This is a genomic window from Mesorhizobium alhagi CCNWXJ12-2 (assembly GCF_000236565.1).
Classification (GTDB): domain Bacteria; phylum Pseudomonadota; class Alphaproteobacteria; order Rhizobiales; family Rhizobiaceae; genus Allomesorhizobium; species Allomesorhizobium alhagi.
On the sequence record NZ_AHAM01000361.1, the window covers coordinates 1 to 1,087 of the forward strand.

A 1,087-nucleotide genomic window follows, 5' to 3' on the forward strand; every position below is an offset into this window, starting at 1 on the left:
CCACGACAGGCGCGGCGGTTTTTTGCCGATCCGGTTGCAATAAGCGCCGCACTGATTCATGCTCCTTGTGATGATTCTGCGGCCCAAATCTCTTTCCCGCCACCCGGGCTCGCTCCCTGGAGCGACAACTGCCACGTCGGCGGTCCTCGTCCCGACTTGGCTGCGGCGCGCCGTCCCCGATGCGCAAGGCGTTGCGGGCAAAGACATTGAAGACATGGCGCTCGTTGCCGGCGCCGCCATCGGCGCGCTCGACGCGGTGGTGCGCCGGCAGGAGCGGTGGGCCGGTGCCTGGCGGCAGCGGCTGGCGCTCGCCGCGGCCGCGGTAACGGCGCGGCAGGCGGGGCGTGTCGAGGATGAAAATGCGCTGCGCGATGCCGTGCTGCTCACGCGGCCGGGCGATTTTTTGTCTGTCGGTCCCGCCGGTCTCTTGCTCCTTGCCTGGCGCCGGCTGGCCGGCACGCCTGCGGAGAAACTGCTGACGAAGAAAAACCTCGCCGCCGTCCTGGAAGAGTTCGGCTACGGCCCGGATGATGAGGTGGTCAGCGACCTGACGGACGATGTCCGGCAGCTCGCCGCCACTGACGGGACGGTGGGAATAATGACCGGCGCCATCGCGATGGCCGAACGCCACGGCTTGGGGCGCGTCCTTGGAGCCTGGCTCGCCGACGCGCTGCTGGCGCAACGGCTGGGTTGGGTACACGCGGTGCCGCTGCTGGGCCCCGAGGCAGCCTTGGGCACAGGCGCCCGCCCGCGCCGATCGGCAGCCAGCTCTGTGGCGACAGGCGTTGAGACAAATGCCGAGCGTGCCAAAAGTCTGCTTGCCGCGCAGGCGCGCGCCGCGCTACGCGCCATCGATTTGTCGGCCGAGTTTCACCGCCGCGCGGAAAAACTGCTTGCCGTGGCGCCAAAACTCCGGGCCAAGGCGGCGGCCGTGGTCGTCGAAAAGCTGCTGTCCAACGACGCGATCGTCGCATCCGAACAGATCGCCGGCATGAGCGACCGTGGGCTGCGCCGCCTGTTCGACCGGCTGGTTGAACTCGGCGCCGTGCGCGAATTGTCAGGCCGATCGACCTTCCGCATCTATGGG

1 protein-coding gene is annotated in these 1,087 nt (G+C 68.5%); it reads left to right on the plus strand.

Going from position 1 to position 1,087, the window contains the following annotated elements; translation table 11 throughout:
* Positions 1-70: 70 nt before the first annotated feature.
* The coding region (locus MAXJ12_RS34155) for a DUF1403 family protein (protein ID WP_040589784.1) at positions 71-1,087 on the plus strand (1,017 nt) is incomplete at its 3' end.